16 protein-coding genes and 1 pseudogene are annotated in these 15,040 nt (G+C 71.7%); 8 read left to right on the forward strand and 9 right to left on the reverse strand.

Translation table 11 applies throughout. The annotated features are described in order from the left end of the window. The first annotated feature begins 270 nt into the window (after positions 1-270). Positions 271-855, forward strand: a complete 585-nt coding sequence (locus IE140_RS18965; protein ID WP_078489316.1) for a hypothetical protein — start codon at positions 271-273, stop codon at positions 853-855. Positions 856-907: 52 nt separating this feature from the next. Here the strand turns inward: IE140_RS18965 and IE140_RS18970 are convergent. Continuing rightward, positions 908-1,723, reverse strand: a pseudogene (locus IE140_RS18970) (carboxylesterase family protein); the annotation flags it as partial. A gap of 233 nt (positions 1,724-1,956) precedes the next feature. Here IE140_RS18970 and IE140_RS18975 point away from each other — a divergent pair. Continuing rightward, the gene (locus tag IE140_RS18975; protein ID WP_150193782.1) at positions 1,957-2,517 is read left to right on the forward strand and encodes a TetR/AcrR family transcriptional regulator; all 561 of its coding nucleotides are present in this window, start codon (positions 1,957-1,959) and stop codon (positions 2,515-2,517) included. A gap of 164 nt (positions 2,518-2,681) precedes the next feature. Next, positions 2,682-3,008 carry a hypothetical protein gene (locus IE140_RS18980; RefSeq protein WP_150193781.1) on the forward strand — a complete coding sequence of 109 codons (327 nt, stop codon included), beginning with the start codon at positions 2,682-2,684 and terminating at the stop codon, positions 3,006-3,008. Here the strand turns inward: IE140_RS18980 and IE140_RS18985 are convergent. After that, positions 2,932-3,519, reverse strand: a complete 588-nt coding sequence (locus IE140_RS18985; RefSeq protein ID WP_150193780.1) for a TIGR03086 family metal-binding protein — start codon at positions 3,517-3,519, stop codon at positions 2,932-2,934. The two genes, IE140_RS18980 and IE140_RS18985, sit on opposite strands and share 77 nt — an antisense overlap. Positions 3,520-3,615: 96 nt before the next feature. On the opposite strand from IE140_RS18985, the gene IE140_RS18990 reads away from it, so the two are divergent. Then, positions 3,616-4,437, forward strand: a complete 822-nt coding sequence (locus tag IE140_RS18990) for an AraC family transcriptional regulator (RefSeq protein ID WP_150193779.1) — start codon at positions 3,616-3,618, stop codon at positions 4,435-4,437. 76 nt (positions 4,438-4,513) lie between these two features. After that, entirely contained in the window at positions 4,514-5,248 is a 735-nt protein-coding gene (locus IE140_RS18995; protein WP_093439220.1) for a Mut7-C RNAse domain-containing protein, read from the forward strand. A 19-nt stretch (positions 5,249-5,267) separates the two neighbouring features. On the opposite strand, the gene IE140_RS19000 is transcribed toward IE140_RS18995, so the two are convergent. After that, positions 5,268-5,975 carry an AAA family ATPase gene (locus tag IE140_RS19000; RefSeq protein WP_109179042.1) on the reverse strand — a complete coding sequence of 236 codons (708 nt, stop codon included), beginning with the start codon at positions 5,973-5,975 and terminating at the stop codon, positions 5,268-5,270. Between the two features lie 91 nt (positions 5,976-6,066). On the opposite strand from IE140_RS19000, the gene IE140_RS19005 reads away from it, so the two are divergent. Then, the gene (locus IE140_RS19005; RefSeq protein WP_150193778.1) at positions 6,067-6,825 is read left to right on the forward strand and encodes an SDR family NAD(P)-dependent oxidoreductase; all 759 of its coding nucleotides are present in this window, start codon (positions 6,067-6,069) and stop codon (positions 6,823-6,825) included. A gap of 82 nt (positions 6,826-6,907) precedes the next feature. Here IE140_RS19005 and IE140_RS19010 read toward each other — a convergent pair whose 3' ends face one another. From IE140_RS19010 to IE140_RS19030, 5 genes are read right to left on the reverse strand one after another with little or no spacing between them, the layout of a single operon-like run. Then, entirely contained in the window at positions 6,908-7,906 is a 999-nt protein-coding gene (locus IE140_RS19010; RefSeq protein WP_150193777.1) for an endonuclease/exonuclease/phosphatase family protein, read from the reverse strand. Between the two features lie 19 nt (positions 7,907-7,925). Next, positions 7,926-8,999 carry an ABC transporter ATP-binding protein gene (locus IE140_RS19015; protein WP_150193776.1) on the reverse strand — a complete coding sequence of 358 codons (1,074 nt, stop codon included), beginning with the start codon at positions 8,997-8,999 and terminating at the stop codon, positions 7,926-7,928. Further along, positions 8,996-9,868, reverse strand: a complete 873-nt coding sequence (locus IE140_RS19020) for an ABC transporter permease (RefSeq protein WP_176741709.1) — start codon at positions 9,866-9,868, stop codon at positions 8,996-8,998. The genes IE140_RS19015 and IE140_RS19020 overlap by 4 nt, the downstream gene beginning before the upstream one ends. Next, complete coding sequence (locus IE140_RS19025; protein WP_189460552.1) at positions 9,865-10,827, reverse strand: ABC transporter permease; 963 nt, start codon at positions 10,825-10,827, stop codon at positions 9,865-9,867. Before IE140_RS19025 ends, IE140_RS19020 begins: the two co-directional genes overlap by 4 nt. A gap of 2 nt (positions 10,828-10,829) precedes the next feature. Further along, positions 10,830-11,978: an extracellular solute-binding protein gene (locus tag IE140_RS19030; RefSeq protein WP_150193775.1), complete on the reverse strand. Its 1,149-nt coding sequence runs from the start codon at positions 11,976-11,978 to the stop codon at positions 10,830-10,832. A gap of 301 nt (positions 11,979-12,279) precedes the next feature. Between IE140_RS19030 and IE140_RS19035 the strand changes: the two genes are divergently transcribed. After that, positions 12,280-13,020, forward strand: coding sequence for a GntR family transcriptional regulator (locus IE140_RS19035; RefSeq protein ID WP_150193774.1), 741 nt, complete (start codon positions 12,280-12,282; stop codon positions 13,018-13,020). 88 nt (positions 13,021-13,108) lie between these two features. Then, positions 13,109-13,795 (forward strand): HAD family hydrolase, encoded by a 687-nt coding sequence (locus IE140_RS19040; protein ID WP_189460554.1) that lies wholly within the window; start codon positions 13,109-13,111, stop codon positions 13,793-13,795. A 17-nt stretch (positions 13,796-13,812) separates the two neighbouring features. On the opposite strand, the gene IE140_RS19045 is transcribed toward IE140_RS19040, so the two are convergent. Next, complete coding sequence (locus IE140_RS19045) at positions 13,813-15,006, reverse strand: RtcB family protein (RefSeq protein WP_100562027.1); 1,194 nt, start codon at positions 15,004-15,006, stop codon at positions 13,813-13,815. Between the last annotated feature and the right edge of the window lie 34 nt (positions 15,007-15,040).

Below are 15,040 nucleotides of genomic sequence, written 5' to 3' on the forward strand. Positions count from 1 at the left end.
TCGGGGGGCCGGGCCGGGAAATCCCGAACAATCTCGGCCATCGGTGAGCAGGGAGGGCGCTTCCCTCGTATCACGAAAGAGCGTCAGCGCTCTCACGTCTGCGAAACTGGGGCGTCACAGGGAAAGCTCACCCCTGCCATGGTGTCAGAGGCACGGACGGCCTTTGCGGACAGGTGTTTCACCGCACGCCCGCGGGGGAGGTCACTGACACGATGATCGGGTTGCGCGGCGGGGGCTGTGTCTCCTAAGAAGTAGTCGGGTGGATGAGATATGCATCGCGGTGGCGGAGTGGGCGAAGGGACCGACGACCTGGGGCCCGAGCCTGCCCGACGAGGGCGGCACCGGCGCAGGGCCGAGCGCGCCCAGAGCAGGGGCGCGGAGAGCACGCCGCCCCCCGGAACCAGGAGCGGGGGCGGGATGGGCGTGACGTACAAGTACTTCGGCGCCCCGGACGGCGCCACCGCCGCCCGTGTGCCCATCTCGATGCGCCCGGAGGAGCTCGGCGGTGACGAGCTGGGCATGGGCGGCATGTTCACCAAGATCAAGCCGGAGACCGTGGCCGCCATGGTCCTCACCGGCATCCAGGGCATACCCCTGCACAAGGTCCCCCCGCTGGAACTGGTCGTCCTCCACCCCGACTACGCCGTGGTCAAGCTCCCGATGACCGTCGTCGACCCGCTGCGCGGCATCGGCGAGGAGTCGGTCGGCGCGGCGGCCTTCATCTGGTCCACGGTCCCCGACCGCGGCGGCCCGCGCGACGCGTTCAACGTCTACCAGCTGCTCCACGAGTGGCAGGACTTCTCCCACCGCCTGCACGACGCGGGACATCAGGCGTACTGCCTGGTGTGGCCCTGATCCGGAAAGCCCCGCCGAGTTCCCTCCGGACTCCTTCCGGATGACCGCGCGGTCAGTACGAGGGAGCGAGCGCCTTCCAGAAGGCGTAGTGGTGATCGGCCGCGAAGTCGGTCCGCCCGATGTCACCGGACGCGAGCCGCTGCACATACGGGCCGCGTTCCGTGAACGGCTTCCACGCGGGCAAGCCCGCCCCGCCCGCCCGGCCCGTGGCGGCGAATCGGCTCCAGTAAGCGGTCACCGTCCGCGAGAGTCCGCTCTGCGCCTCGTCGAGCGGTTCGAAGAGGTCGTTCTCGAACAGGTAGGCCAGGTCGACCATGTGACCGGTGCCGAGCGGGAAGCTCGCCGGTCGCGGCACGTTCACGAAGTACGGAGCCCGGGCGTCGGCGAAGTCGTAGGCGTACACGCGGGTGTGGCGGGCCAGCGCCCGCTGGGTGTCGAGCGCCGCGGCCGACCACTCCGAGTCGGTCAGCACCGCCGACAGCGCCGCCCCGGGGGCCGGGTAGTCCGAGACCGCGTATTCCGCCAGGACCGCGGGAGCGTCCTTGCCGAACCGCCCGGTGATCTTCTCGGCGTACGTCTGCGCGGTCAGCGGCGTCCCCGTCAGGATCTCGTCGCGCCCGGCCAGTCCGCTCATCTCGTCATGGGTGGAGCCGTGCAGCACCGGCACCCGGGCGAACCGGCCGGCGGCGATCGCCCGTGACGGGGCCTCCGGAAGCACCACGCCGTCCACCACGGGCCGATAGCCGTCATGGCCGGAGGCCGACGCCTCGACGAGGTCGGCGGTCGTCCTGCGTCGCAGACAGGAGTCGACGGTGCGCGGATCGTCGCAGTCCGTGGCTTCGGCGACGGCACGCCCCTTCTCCTCCGCCTGCGCCCGCGTGAAGGAAGCGGGGCGTGTCGATGCTCATGCGGGCTCCCGGGATCGGTGCGGTCTTCGACGCTCGGAACGCTATTCAGGATTTGGGCATCTGCGCAAGACGTTTGCCTGAATCGAATGCCTCATGCGACCGCCTGAGGCTTCCGCCCGATTCGATCGTCTGACGCATCCGCCTGATGCATTCGTCTGGTGCGAACGCGCAGGTCGTTGCTAGGGTCCGCGCCATGGGAAACCGGGAGAAGCTGCTGGAGGCCGCGAGGGAGTGCCTCTTCACCAAGGGCTACGAGCGCACGACCGTCCGCGACCTGGCCTCGGCGGCGGGCGTCAGCATGGCGGCGATCGGCTACCACTTCGGCTCGAAGGAGGCGCTGCTCAACCAGGCGCTCTTCGAGGCGCTCGACTCGGGGGACCAGGCCTTCGGGCCGTCGTCCGACGGCACCGGCCCCGATGCCCTGTGGCACCGCCTGATCGAGGCCTTCTCCACCAACAAGACCTTCTGGATCGCCAATCTGGAGACCGTCCTGCGGGCTCAACGCGACCCGGAACTGCGGGAACAGGTGGCCGCCGGACTGCGGCAGGGGCGCAGCGGGATGGCGCGCGAGATCACCGGGACCGCCGAGGCGGAGCTCTCCGAGGAGACGATCCGCACCCTCGGATCGGTGCAACTCGCCCTCGTCAGCGGCCTGATGATGCAGCACCTCACGGACCCGGAGTCCGCGCCCACCGCCGAAGAGGTGCTGGCCGGCCTGCGGGCGCTGGCCGCCGCCCTGCCCGAGGAGGAGTGAGGCCCGGCCGCACAGCCGGTCGAACCGTTCAAACAGGCGCACCCACGCGCACACATCCGGTCAAATTCCAGCCAGCCCTTGGGGATATTTGGCCGACGACAGGTCTTCAGCCGAACCGCCCGGCGCGCCGATGGACAGGACACCGACCATCGAGGAGGTCCGCCGTGGGCGACGTTCTACTGGCCCTGTCCATCCCCGTGCTCGTCTTCGGCGGCGGCATCTACGCCGCCTGCGACTGCTGGTGGCGCCGCAGGCATCCGGCGCCACCGTCCCCGTACACCCACCGGGCGGCGCGGCTGGCGGAGCAGGACATGCTGCTGCTCGCCGAGGAGATCGTCGACGACGCGTACGCCGCGCTCGGCCCCCTCTACGACGCCCCGCCCGCTCCGGGCCCCTACGGCTCGCCGACCGTGCTCAGCTCCCTCCCGTCCCGCCCCGCGTCCACCCCGGATCGCGCCCCGTCACGGCCAGCAGCCGTTCAAAAGCCGTAGCGCTCTCCGGCACCGGGAACGGCTCGCCGAACATCTTCATCTCGCGGGCCTGCGGAGCCATCGCCGCCAGCCCCGGGCCCACCTCGTCCAGCACGCTCCGCTCCGGCACGAAGTCCCCGCCGGTCGCCCGCGCCAGGTCCCAGGCGTGCACGGTCAGGTCGCCGAGCACCATGAGCCCCACCGTCCGGGCCGGCAGCCCCATCTGCCCCGTCGTGCCCTCCTCGACACCCGGCACGCTCCACGCCTTCACCAGCCGGGCCGTCTCGTCCCCGAACCTGGCCCGCCAGTCGCCGTCCGCCACGAAGTCCGGCTCCTGGGTGAAGTCCACGTCCTTGCGGGCCGCGAGCGCCTGGAAGTTCACCACCACCAGGAACAGATGGTTCAGCAACGCCCGTACGTCGTACTCGGCGCAGGGCGTGGGGCCGCCCAGCTGCCCGTCGTCGATCCCCCGCACCACGGGCAGGGCCCGGTCCGCGGCGGCTTCCAGCAGTTCACCGATCGTCTGAGTCATGTCCCCACCCTGCACCGGCCGCCCGCCCGCGTCTTGAAGAAACACGACAGGCGTCCGGAGCCCCCACCGGATCCGGAGCCCACTAGAATCGTGGTCATGGCCGCCGGACCCCGCCGCGACACCCGGGGCATCGTCGACGCCCCGGACCTCTTCGCCCACGTCCGCTTCCGCCGCCGCGAGCCCGCCGCCGCGCTCCGCCCGTATCTGGAGCACTACTGGCTGATCGACTGGGACCTCGCCGAGCCGTACGCCGCCCATGTCGTCCCGCACCCGTCGGTGAACCTGGTCTGCCAGCGGTACGAGGCCGGGGACAGCCCCCGGGAGCGGTCCGGGTACGCCGAGGTGGCGGGCGTCGACCCCGGGCTCTTCACCCGGAAGCTGGCCGGGCGCGGCCGGGTCTGCGGGGTGCAGTTCCGGCCCGGCGGCTTCCGCCCGTTCGCCCCGGGGCGCCCGGTCTCCGACTGGACCGGGCTGCGCGCCGAAGCCGCCGAGGTGCTGCGGCTGCCGCCACCCGTCGACGCGGTCCTCGGCCCGGACGACGAGGACGCGCGGGTCGCGGCGCTGGACGCCTTCCTGCTCGCCCTGGAGCCGCGCCCCGATGCCCGGGCGGCTCTCGCGATGGCCGCCGTCGACCGGGTCCGCACGGACCGCACGGTCCGCCGGGTCGACGGGCTCGCCCGGGACACCGGACTCTCCGCCCGCTCCCTGCAACGGCTGTTCTCGGCGTACGTCGGCGTCGGCCCCAAGTGGGTCATCCTCCGCTACCGCATCCACGAGGCACTGGAGGCCGCCGAAGCCGGCCCGGCGCTCGACTGGGCACGGCTCGCCGCCGACCTCGGCTACAGCGACCAGGCCCATCTGGTGCGGGACTTCACGGCGACGGTGGGCGTTCCCCCGACGGCGTTCGCACCGCACTGAACCGGCCAGGACGCACTCCCGCGCGCCCCCGCCAAATGCCTGGCAGGCCGTCCCGTCCCGGTGGCATCCTGACCGGGTGAACGGACCCGAGATCACCCTCGAAGTAGCCCCTGAGCTGCGGCTCTTCGTCCCGCATGACCGACGCGGCGGGCCGACGCCCCTCGTCACGGACGGCTCATCGACCCTCGGCCATGTCATCGAGTCCCTCGGCGTCCCGCTCACCGAGGCCGGAACACTGCTGGTGAACGGCGCCCCGGTGGCCCGCTCGCACGTGCCCGGCCCCGGCGAACACGTCGACGTACGCGCCGTGGAACGCCCCCAGCGGGTCCCCGGGGCACCCCTGCGCTTCCTCCTCGACGTCCACCTCGGCACGCTGGCCCGCCGGCTGCGGCTCCTGGGCGTCGACGCCGCCTACGAGAGCGAGGACATCGGCGACCCCGCCCTGGCCGCCCTCTCCGCGCGCGAGCGGCGCGTCCTGCTCTCCCGGGACCGCGGGCTGCTGCGCCGCCGCGAGATCTGGGCGGGGGCGTACGTCTACAGCGACCGCCCGAAGGAGCAGCTCCGCGACGTCCTCGGCCGCTTCGCTCCGGCCCTGGCCCCGTGGTCCCGCTGCACCGCGTGCAACGGGACCCTGACCGGGGCCGCCAAGGACTCCGTGAGCGGGCTCCTGGAGCACGGCACGCAGGAGGCGTACGACGTGTTCGCCCAGTGCACGGAGTGCTCCCGGGTGTACTGGCGCGGCGCCCACCACGGCCACCTGGAGACCATCGTGTCCGAGGCGGTCCGCGAGTTCGGGGGCACGCCGGCGTAGGTGGGGCGGAGCCGGGCGCTCAGCCGAGGATGTGCCGCAGGTAGGCCTGCGGGTCGGCGAGATAGCGCCGCCAGTGGTCGACGAGCTCCAGGTCCGCCCAGCGCACCCGCTCCATGCCGCCCTCCCCCAGCTGCACGATGTCGGCGCCCGGCAGCGCGGTGAGCAGCGGTGAGTGGGTGGCGCACACCACCTGGCCGCCCGCCTTGACCAACTGGTCCAGGTGGCCCAGCAGTTCGAGGCAGGAGGCGAAGGAGAGCGCGGCCTCGGGCTCGTCCAGCACATAGAGCCCCGGCACCGTGAACTTCTCCCGGAACGCGGCGAGGAACCCCTCCCCGTGGCTGCGGGAGTCCGGGTCCAGGCTCTCCCGCTCCAGCGCGTCGAGGGCGGTCTCCGCGCGCAGGAAGAACCCCTTGCGCGCGGCCCGGCTGCCGACCATCCGCCGCCCCCGGGGCGCGGCGTCGAAGCGGACGCGCTCCCCGAGCACGGACTTGCCCCGCGAGGTGGCGTACTTCCAGTCGGCGGAGCCGCCGTACGAGTCCAGCCCGAACCCCTCGGCCATGGCCTCGACCAGCGTCGACTTCCCCGAGCCGTTCTCGCCGACGAGGAAGGTCACCGGGGCCCGGAACCGCAGCCCCTCGGCGAGGAACTGCCGCACACCGGGCACGGTCCACGGCCAGGCGTCCGGGTCGGGGTCGTGCACATGGGCGTAGGCGCGTTCGACGATCACCCGCCCATGATGACGGGCCCGGCGGCTCTCCCTCAGGCGCCTGCCTATCCTTGGCCCGTACCCGATCAGCAGCCGCCCGAGGAGATCCGCCATGGCCGCCACCCCCATCGCCGTCGTCACCGGCGCGAGCAGCGGCATCGGCGCCGCGACCGCCCGTACGCTGGCTGCCGACGGCTTCCGGGTCGTGCTGACCGCCCGCCGCAAGGACCGCATCGAAGCGCTGGCCGCCGAGCTCAACGAGGCGGGCCACCAGGCGACGGCGTACGCCCTGGACGTCACCGACCGGGCGGCGGTCGACGAGTTCGCCACCGCGTTCCGCTCCCTCGCCGTCCTCGTCAACAACGCGGGCGGGGCGCTGGGGGCCGACCCGGTGGCGACCGGCGACCCGGCCGACTGGCGGCAGATGTACGAGACGAACGTGATCGGCACGCTCAACGTCACCCAGGCCCTGCTGCCTGCCCTCACCGCGAGCGGCGACGGCACGATCGTGATCCTCTCCTCGACCGCGGCGCTCTCCTCGTACGAGGGCGGCGGCGGTTACGTCGCGGCCAAGCACGGCGAGCACGTCCTCGCCGAGACCCTGCGCCTGGAGATCGTCGGCACCCCGGTCCGCGTCATCGAGGTGGCCCCCGGCATGGTCAGGACCGAGGAGTTCGCCACCACGCGCTTCCGCGGCGACACGGAGAAGGCCGCCAAGGTCTACGCGGGCGTGGACGCCCCGCTGACCGCCGAGGACGTGGCCGACACGATCGGCTGGGCCGTCACCCGCCCCAGCCACGTCAACATCGACCTGCTGGTGGTCCGCCCGCGCGCCCAGGCCTCCAACACGAAGGTCCACCGCACACTGTGAGCCGGTGAGCAGAGGGGCCGGTGAGCAGAGGGGCCCGGGACCGGCGTACCGGTCCCGGGCCCCCGTCGGCCGCGCCTCGGCCTCAGCCCACCGTGAACGTCGTCAGCACCGCCGCGTGGTCCGTCGGCCACACGTTGCCCGCCTGGTCCGGCACCGGCTTCGGATCGCCCTCGACGAAGGACACCGAGTCCTTCACCGTGAGCTTGTCGCCCGCGTAGTCGATGAAGTCGATCCGGTCCTGCGGCTCGTCGACGCCCGTGGAGCCCTCGTGCTTCGGGTAGACGGGCGACCAGGTGTTGCCGGGCACCGCCGCCGGGTCCGGGTTGGCCTCCCGGAAGGAGTCCTTCAGACCGGCCTTCTCGAAGATCTTGGTGACCGGCCAGTCGACCTGCCCGTAGCCGCAGTGGCTGTCCTTCGTCGCCTCGGTCCAGTCCAGGTGCGAGGGCGTGTTGAAGTCGCCGACCAGCAGCACCGGCGTCTCGTCGGCGGCGGCGATCTTCGGCGCGAGGTCCTTGGCGATGGCCTCGGCCTGCGGGGTACGGCCGGACTGGGCCTCCCGCTGGAAGATGTCCTCCACGGCCATCCCGTCGAAGCAGGCGTCGTACGGGCCGTACGGGTCGTAGCCGAGGTGCGCCGTCCAGAGCTCGACCTCCTGGCCGGTGGTCTCGTCGATCCGGATGCGGACGCCCGCCGCGGCCCGGCTGGTCTCGACCTCGGAGGTGAACGGGAAACGGCTGATGATGCCCAGGTCGGCATCCGACTGCCAGTGGTCCCAGCCGAGCTCCTCCGCGAGCTCCCGCGCGGAGTGCCCGGAGGTCTCCTGGAGGCCGACCACGTCGGGCCGGTGCTTCTCGATGACGGCGAGCTGCTTGGCCAGGCCGTCGTCGACCTTGGCACCGCCGTGCCAGAGGTTCAGGGTCATCACGCGCAGCTCGCTCGCGGCGGCCGGCTTTCCGGGCCTCGCGGACGCGGACGGCCCCTCGGGATTCGCCACGGGACCGGCGACCGCGACGGCCGCGGTCGCGGCCAGGGCGACGGCCGCTCCGGTGGCGGACAGGAACACTCGACGCTTGGCGCTCACTGGTTGCTCACTCCTTCACCTACACCTTGAGGGACGGGGCACCGGCTCGCTCGGCGACGAGCACGGGGTTCTCGTGCGGGGTGATCGTGCAGCGGGCCCCCGGGGCCAGGGCGGTCGCCTCCCAGCTGGGCAGGTCCGCCTTGCACTCGGCTCCGGAATCGGTGGTCAGGTGCAGCCGGGTGGTGGGCCCGAGGAAGGTCGCCACCCGTACGGTCGCGGGAGTGCCCGCACCGTCGTCGGCGGCCCCCACCGCCAGCCCCTCGGGACGCAGCAGTACGTCGACCTCGGCGCCGACGGCGGGCCGCTCGCCGTGGATGGGCAGCCGCCGCCCGAACAGCTCGACGACCCCGCCGTCCCGGACGGTGCCCGGCAGCCGGTTCATGGTGCCGACGAACTCGGCGACGAACGGGGTGGCCGGCCGGTCGTACAACTCGCCGGGCGCGGCGCACTGTTCGAGCCGCCCGTCCTTCATCACGGCGACGCGGTCCGCCATGGACAGCGCCTCCTCCTGGTCGTGGGTGACGAAGACGGTGGTGATGCCGAGGTCCAGCTGGATGCGCCGGATCTCCTCGCGGAGGCTGAGCCGCACCTTGGCGTCCAGGGCGGACAGCGGCTCGTCCAGGAGGAGCACCCTGGGGCGGATCGCCAGGGCGCGGGCGAGGGCGACGCGCTGCTGCTGGCCGCCGGACAGCTGGTGCGGGTAGTGGCCGTCGCGGCCGGGCAGCCCGACCAGCTCCAGCAACTCTCCCGCCCGCTCCTTGCGTTCCGCGGCGCCCCGGCCCCGTACCCGCAGGCCGTACGCGATGTTCTCGGCGGCCGTCATGTTCGGGAACAGGCTGTACGACTGGAACACCATGCCGATGTCCCGGCGGTTGGCCGGTACGGAGGTGACGTCCTCGCCGCCCATCAGCAGCTCGCCGCCGTCGGCGGTCTCGAAGCCCGCGACGATGCGCAGGGCGGTGGTCTTCCCGCAGCCGGACGGGCCGAGCAGGGCGACCATCTCGCCCGCGGCGATCTCCAGGTCGAGGCCGTCGAGCGCGACCGTGGAGCCGAACTTCCGGCGCAGTTGCTTGAGATGCACGGGGACGGTCATGACACGGTCTTCTTTCGGTTGTCGCGGCTCTCGCGGTCCTGGCCGTCCTCGCCGCCGGAGTCCAGGGGCGTACGGGGCGTACGGCGACGGCGGCCACCGGCCAGAGTGGTGAGCAGGAGCAGCAGCCCCCACGTGATCAGCAGGCTCAGCATCGCGGCCGCCACCGAGAGCTGCGCCTCGGAGTCCTTGATCTCCACCATCCAGACGGAGAACGGCCGGTAGGAGAGCACGGAGGCGACGGTGTACTCACCGAGCACCATGGCCAGGCTGAGGACCGCGCCGCCCACCACGGCGGTCCGCAGGTTCGGCACGATCACCTGCCACAGGGTCTGCAGGCGGGACGCGCCGAGCGAACGGGCGGCCTCGACGAGCGTGCGCAGGTCGACGGAGCGCAGCCCGGCGTCCAGCGAGCGGTACAGGAACGGCAGGGACATGACCGTGTAGACGAGGACGAGCACCAGCGGGAAGCTCTCGTCCCGCAGCATCCGGAAGGTCATGTAGAAGGGCGTGTCGGCCAGGTCCTGTTCCCAGGACAGCACCGTGGTCACCCCCGCCACCAGCGCGATCGGCGGGACGACCAGCGGCATCATGCACAGGATCTCGACGGTCCGGCGCAGCCCCGGCAGATAGAGCGCGACCGCGACCAGGGTCGGCACCATCAGCAGCAGCCCGCAGACGATGGTGGCCAGGCCCAGGCGCACCGAGAGCATCAGGCTGGTGGTCAGCCCCTCGGTGCCGAGCCCCTGGGTGTACGCGTCGAAGCTGATGCCCTCGACCTCGTTGACGCTGAACCAGATCGAGGCGCCGACGGGCACCAGGAAATACAGCGCGGCGAGCGGCAGGACGACGGCCCGCGAGGTGAACTTCATCCGAGCCATCGGGCACTCCTGCGCTGCAACGGTATCTGTACGGCCATCACGAGCAGCGCGATCACGACCATGTTGAGGCTCATGGCGAGGGCCAGGTTCTCCTGCCCCACCAGGACGTTGCCGTTGAGCGCGTTGGCGATCTGGATGGTGATCAGCGGCTGCGAGGAGCCGACCATCACGGCGGCGGTGGCGTGCGAGGCGAACGCCGTACCGAACATCAGCACCGCGCCGCCGAGCAGCGACGGCGTCAGCACCGGGATCCCGACGTGGCGCCAGTACTGCCCGCGGGTCGCCCCGCAGGACGCGGCGGCCTCCTGCCACTGCGAGCGCAGCCCGTCGAGCGCGGGCTGCACGGTCACCACCATCAGCGGGACCATGAAGTAGAGGTAGGCCAGCACCAGACCGGTGAAGCTGTAGAGGCTGAAGCCGGTCCGGTCCAGGTGGAAGAGCTGGGTGACCGTGCCGGTCGTACCGAGCGTCGCGATGAACGCGAAGGCGAGCGGCGCACCGGAGAAGTTGGCGAGCACCCCGCTCGCCGAGACGACGATCCCGCGCAGCGCCGGGCGCGGCGACGTGACGACGGCCTGGGCGATCAGGGTGCCGATCACGGTCGCCAACAGGGCGGTCACGAACGAGAGTTCGACGCTGCCGGTCAGCCCGGTGGCGTACGCCCCGGACAGCGAACCGCTGACGTTCTCCGTGGAGAGGCGGCTCGCACCGCTCTCCGGGTCCAGGACGGTGAACGCCCCGTACACCATGGTCCCGGCGGGCAGCCCGAAGCACACCGCGAGGAACGCGAAGAACGGGACGACGACGGGCCACCGGTGCCGCCGCCCGCCACGGCGGCGAGGGGCGGTGCCGCCGTCCCGGACATCCGGGGCGGGCGGCACGGGGGCGGCCGCGCCCGCCACGGGCACGGAGCCCGTGGCGGGGGCGGGAAGTGCGGTCTGGTCGGGCATGGTCAGCTGACCGCCTTGCCCCAGCCCTGGACGACGGTCTCCTTGGCCTTCGCCTCCTGCTCCGCGGTCGGCTCCTGCGGAGTGCCGTGGACCTCGGGGATCCGGGCGACGGCGGACTTGTCGGCGCTGCCGTCCTTCTTCATCGCCTCCAGGAGCGCCGGGCGGGAGAAGCCCTTGAGCCAGATGTTCTGGCCCTCCGGGCTGTAGATGAACTCCAGCCACAGCCGGGCGGCCGCCGGGTGCGGGGCGTACTTGTTGACGCCCTGGTTGTAGTAGCGCGAGTACAGGCCGTCGGCGGGCACCACGACCTGCCAGTCGACGCCCTTGGGTTCGAGCTTCTGGCCGTACCCCAGGTTGAGGTAGTCCCAGTCGATCGAGATCGGCGTCTCGCCCTGCTGGATGGTGGCCAGCGTGGACTTCGCGGGGACGAAGTTGCCCTTCTTCCTCAGCTCCTGGAAGAAGTCGAGCCCCGGCTGCGCGTCGTCCAGGGACCCGCCGTTCGCGAGCGAGGCCGCGATGACCGCGGCCAGCGCCGAACTGGACTCGGTCGGGTCGCCGTTGAGCGCGACCTTGTTCCGGTACTCGGGCTTCAGCAGATCCTTGAACGTCTCCGGGCAGTTCTTCACGGCCTTGGCGTCGCAGCCGATGGAGATGTAGCCGCCGTAGTTGTTCATGAAGGAGGCGTCCGGCTGCTTCTGCGCGTCCGGGATGTCGCCCCAGCCCTTGACCTTGTACGGCGCGAGCAGGCCCTTCTTCTCGGCCTCCTGCATGTACGAGGTCCCCAGGTCCAGCGCGTCCACGGCCCGGTCCTGGCCCTTGCGCTTGGCCGCCGCGTTCAGCGCGCCCTGGCTGCTGCCGCCCGGGTCCTCGTTGTTGACCTCGACGGCGTACTTCTTCTCGAACGCCGCGATCATCTCGCCGTAGTTGGCCCAGTCCGGCGCGAGGGCGTAGACGTTGAGCTTGCCCTCCTTCTCCGCCGCCGCGACGAGCTTCTCCATACCGCCGAGGTCCGCCGCCGACTCCGCCTTCGCCGCCTTGCTGTTCTGCCCGCCGGCGCTGTCGGGGGCGGAGCCGCACCCGGTGGCCACCAGGGCGGTGAGGCCGACGAGGGCCGCGGCGGTCAGAACGCGGCGGGGATGGTGTGCCTTCACGATGCGTACTCCTGGGTCTGCGGCGAGCCACCTGTATGGACAAGCCATCGTCAGTAAGCGAGCTGAAGCTAGCAGCACGACGATGGGCAGGTAAAGGCTTCCGGACGGAAAAAGTGCAGGTCAGAAGCGTTATCAAGACGTAGGTTTACGTTCCTCGAAACTGGTAAGACGCAGGGTTCGCACTTCGGCGGGAAACATTGACTGCGCGCAGATTCAAGGATGCGGAACACCCGGCACGGATGACATGATCGCCCTGGCCGTCCACCTCCCGTGACGCCCCCCGACGCCCCCTAGGAGAGACGTGACCCGACGGCACCAGCAGATCGCCGAGGAGCTGCGCCTCGCCATCGCCGACGGCACCTACCCCGTGGGCTCCGAGCTGCCGTCCGAGTCCGAACTCGCCCCGGCCCACGGCGTTTCGCGGGGCACCCTCCGGCAGGCCTTCGGCACGCTCCAGTCGGAGGGCCTGATCGGCTCCCGGCAGGGCGCCCGCCGCACGGTCCTGTCCACCACCCCCAGCCAGAGCTTCGCCGAACTGCGCAGCTTCGCCCAGTGGGCCAGGGCGGGCGGCCGCACCCCCGGCGGCCTGGTCCTCGGCTCCCGCCGCGCGAAGGCCACCGAGGCGGAGGCCGCCCAGCTCCACCTCACCCCCGGCGACGCGGTCCTGCACGTCCTGCGGGTCCGCACCCTGGACGGCGAACCGGCCCTCCTGGAACGCACGGTGTACGCCGGGTGGGTCGCGGCGGCCGTCGAACGCCTCCCGGACGACTGCGAGTCGGTCACCCAGAGCCTCCACGACGAGGCGGGCGTGGCCATGAGCCACGGCGAACACCACCTGGACGCGGTCGCCGCGGGCACCACGGACGCCCGGGAGCTGGCCGTACGACGCGGCGCGCCGCTGCTGCGGGTGCGCCGCACCACGACCACCCCGGACGGCCGCCCGGTGGAGACGTCGGACGACCGCTACAAGCCGGACTCGGTGGTGTTCACCGTACGCAACTCGGTCCAGGCGAACCCGCTGGTGCGCACGGCACCGGACTGAGGCCCAGGCCCGCCGCAGCCGCCGGACACCGGCCGCGCGGCCGCACACCTCGACTCCCGACTCCCGCCCCAGGAACAGCGAGCCCGTCATGCCCCCGCTCCCCCAGCACGCTCAGCTCCCCCAAGTCCCCCCGCTCCCCCGCCCGGCGGCCCTGCTGTGCGACATGGACGGCACCCTCGTCGACACCGAGCACGCCTGGCTGGACACCGTCGCCGGCTTCCTGCGGACGCAGGGCTCCCCGGCCGACGCGGGCACCCTCGCCCCGTTCGCGGGCGCCGCACTGGCCGACGCGGCGGACCGCCTCGTACGCGACGGCCTCACCGCACTGTCCCCGGCACAGGCACTGGCCCGGCTGGACCGGGAGTTCACGGCACGGGTGGCGGCGGGGGTGGCCGTCCAGCCGGGCGCCCTCCGGCTGCTGGACCGGGCACGCGCCCTGGGCGTACCGACGGCCCTGGTGACCGCGTCCGAGCGGCACGTGGCGGACCTGGTGCTGGACACCCTGGGCCGGCACCGCTTCGACACGTCGGTCGCCTCGGGCGAGACGGAGCGCGGGAAGCCGCACCCCGACCCGTACCTTGCCGCGGCGGCCGCACTCGGTGTGGCAGCACCCGACTGCCTGGCCGTCGAGGACACCCCCACCGGCGCGGCCGCCGCCCTGGCCGCGGGCTGCCGCCTGCTCGCGGTCCCGTCGGTACCGGGCATCGAACCGGGCCCACGCACGGTCCTGGTGACCTCGCTGACGGAGGCGGACCTGGCGGACACGGCGGTGTAGGCCCCGCGCTCCGAGCCTCAGCCCTTCACGCACACCACCTGCTTGAGCTTCGCGACGACCTCGACCAGGTCCCGCTGCTGGTCGATGACCTGCTCGATCGGCTTGTACGCGCCCGGGATCTCGTCCACGACACCGGAGTCCTTACGGCACTCCACGCCCTGCGTCTGCTCCTCCAGGTCCTTGGTCGAGAACCGCTTCTTCGCCGCGTTCCGGCTCATCCGCCGGCCCGCGCCGTGCGACGCCGAGTTGAACGACTTCTCGTTGCCGAGGCCCTTCACGATGTACGAACCGGTGCCCATGGACCCCGGGATGATCCCGTAGTCGCCGGACCCCGCCCGGATCGCGCCCTTGCGGGTGACCAGCAGGTCCATGCCCTCATACCGCTCCTCCGCCACGTAGTTGTGGTGACAGGAGATGACCGGCTCGAAGGTCACCCGCGCCTTCTTGAACTCCTTGCGGACCACGTCCTGGAAGAGCCCCATCATGATCGCCCGGTTGAACTTCGCGTACTCCTGCGCCCAGAAAAGGTCGTTGCGGTACGCGGCCATCTGCGGGGTGTCCGCGACGAACACGGCCAGGTCACGGTCGATCAGCCCCTGGTTGTGCGGCAGCTTCTGCGCCTGGCCGATGTGGAAGTCGGCCAGTTCCTTGCCGATGTTCCGCGAACCGGAGTGGAGCATCAGCCAGACAGAACCGGTCTCATCGAGACAGAACTCGATGAAGTGATTTCCGGATCCGAGCGTTCCCATCTGCTTCGTGGCACGCTCCTGACGGAACTTGACCGCTTCCGCGATCCCCCCGAACCGCCCCCAGAAGTCGTCCCACCCCGCCGTCGGGAACCCGTGCAGCCTCCCCGGGTCCACCGCGTCGCCGTGCATCCCCCGGCCGACCGGAATCGCCTGCTCGATCTTGGAGCGCAGCCGTGACAGGTCGCCGGGGAGATCGTTCGCGGTGAGGGACGTCTTGACGGCGGACATCCCGCAGCCGATGTCCACCCCGACCGCCGCCGGGCACACCGCGCCCTGCATCGCGATCACCGATCCGACCGTCGCCCCCTTGCCGAAGTGGACGTCCGGCATGACGGCCAGACCCTTGATCCACGGCAGCGTCGACACGTTGCGCAGCTGCTGCATCGCGACGTCCTCGACCGACGCGGGGTCCGTCCACATCCGGATGGGAACCTTCGCCCCCGGTACCTCTACGTACGACATAACTCCTCGATTCCCCCGAAAAGACTGAAAGCGC

The sequence above is a fragment of the Streptomyces parvus genome, from assembly GCF_014648875.1.
Classification (GTDB): domain Bacteria; phylum Actinomycetota; class Actinomycetes; order Streptomycetales; family Streptomycetaceae; genus Streptomyces; species Streptomyces parvus.